A 2047-nucleotide genomic window follows, 5' to 3' on the forward strand; every position below is an offset into this window, starting at 1 on the left:
GTACGTCCAGCAGTCCGAAACGTCGGACGAGAAGGAGGTTCGATGTAATTCGGGCGACAAGTTCAGGGCAGCCAGCCGGTGCAAGTCCGGTTCGAGGAGACGCCAGAGTCCTCGGTAGCGGGGCTCCCGGCATCGGTCGAGAGGCCGGTGTCGAAGTGGAGCGACAACCACCCCTTGGGGGTGCGCAACCGGCCGGTCCGCAACATCAAGTGAAGCCTGCAGCGTCGTCAGCACCGACCCGCGTGAGCGGGGCCAAGGAGGAGCCGAGCCCGTGCCTTAGAGGGTGAAGGCCATGGAAGATGCCTGGGAATCTGGAGCGGGCGTTCAAGAACCTCCCGGCGTAAGGGGCGTGGAACGGCTGGAAGGTTGTCCTGGGAACTGGAGAGGGCCTCCTCGGCCCCGGGTCTGCGGCTCGGGAAGCAGGGCCCGCTTATAACCGGTGGAGCCGGGAAGTGGCGGGCTGTCGAGAGGCAGTCGGAGGGGGTCGTAGTAGTGCCGATCGGCGGGACAACACAACCCGTCAGGAGCGAAGGGCCCCTGCTTCATCGATGCGTGTCGCGTGTGAGGAGGTGGCTCGGGTGAGTGCCGCAATGGCTAGTTCCGCCCGCCGGGAGGAAGGCGTCGCACGACTGGATGGCCGGCCTTTGGACAAGGTCCGTGCCTTGCAGTGGACGCTCTACCGCTGTGCCAAGCAAGATCCTGAACGTCGGTTCCATGCCCTGTATGGCCATGTCTTTCGCAGAGATGTCTTGTGGCGGGCCTGGGCCGGTGTGTGTGCGAACCGGGGCGCTCCCGGCGTGGACGGGGTGACCGTCGATGCCGTGACCGACTCCGGGGTGGAGGAGTTCCTCCACGATTTGTCGCAGCAACTGCGGGCGCATACGTATCGCCCGTCGCTGCTGCGGCAAGTCATGATCCCCAAGCCGGGGCGGCCGGGAGAGTTCCGGCCGCTTTCGATCCCCACGGTAGCTGACCGAGTGGTGATGACCGCCGCGAAACTGGTTCTCGAACCGGTCTTCGAAGCGGACTTCCTGCCGGTCAGCTACGGGTTCCGGCCCAAGCGGTCCGCGATCGACGCGTGCGAGAGCGTACGCGTGGAGGCGAACCGGGGCCGGGAGTGGGTGCTTGAGGCCGACATCCGCGACTGCTTCGGATCGATCCGGCATGACGCCCTTCTGGCCCAGGTGGCCCGGCGCGTCGTGGACGGCCCGATGCTGAAGCTGATTCGGATGTGGCTGCGGGCGGGAGTTCTGGAGGACGGGGCGACCGGCTCGGAAGGAGCAGGGACCCCACAGGGCTCACCGATCTCACCGTTGCTCGCCAATATTGCTCTGCACGTCCTGGACGCTGCATGGCAGCGAGGCGGGCACCGGCTCGGGGTGCTGGTGAGGTACTGCGACGACTTCGTGATCCTGTGCCCGACCAGGGAACGTGCCGTGCAGGCACGGGAGCTGGCCGGGGAGGTGCTGGACCGTCTCGGATTGCAGCTGCATCCGGGGAAGACCGGCATCGTCCACCTCGCCAGGGGTGGGCAGGGTTTCGATTTTCTCGGCTTCCACCACCAGAAGGTGGAATCGTGGCGTCGCCGTGGCAGGTTTCACCTGCAACGATGGCCGTCTCAGCGGGCGATGGGGGTGCTGCGGGACAAGATCCGGGCGGCGACCGACCGTCGTCACGTGGGACGGTCATTGTCGGCCGTGGTCGCCGACTTGAACCCGGTCCTGCGGGGCTGGGCGGCGTACTTCCGCAACGGCAATTCCGCCGGGAAGTTCTCTACGATCGACAGCTACGTCCACGAGCGTCTCGCGATCTTCGACAATCGCAGGCGCGGCATCCCGGGCAGAAAGTGGGGCAAGCGCCACGACGGCGCGTGGTTCGCCAGGCTCGGAGCCTTTCGCTTGTCTGGGAACGTACGCAGGGTGGCGGTGCATGCCAGCCGGTGAACGATGTCGGTAAGCCGTGTGCGCGAGAAGCGCATGCACGGTTTGACGGGCGGGGGCTGGAAACGGAGCCCTCACAGGCCACCGCGCCAGTCCCCGACCCTACT

1 protein-coding gene is annotated in these 2047 nt (G+C 66.5%); it reads left to right on the top strand.

Features of this window, described 5'->3' with window-relative positions:
• Window positions 1–578 precede the first annotated feature (578 nt).
• The gene (gene ltrA, locus AB0N06_RS38735) at window positions 579–1943 is read left to right on the top strand and encodes a group II intron reverse transcriptase/maturase (RefSeq protein ID WP_366139350.1); all 1365 of its coding nucleotides are present in this window, start codon (window positions 579–581) and stop codon (window positions 1941–1943) included.
• The last annotated feature ends 104 nt before the right edge of the window (window positions 1944–2047 follow it).

Source organism: Streptomyces sp. NPDC051020 (genome assembly GCF_040683105.1).
Taxonomy (GTDB): Bacteria; Actinomycetota; Actinomycetes; order Streptomycetales; family Streptomycetaceae; genus Streptomyces.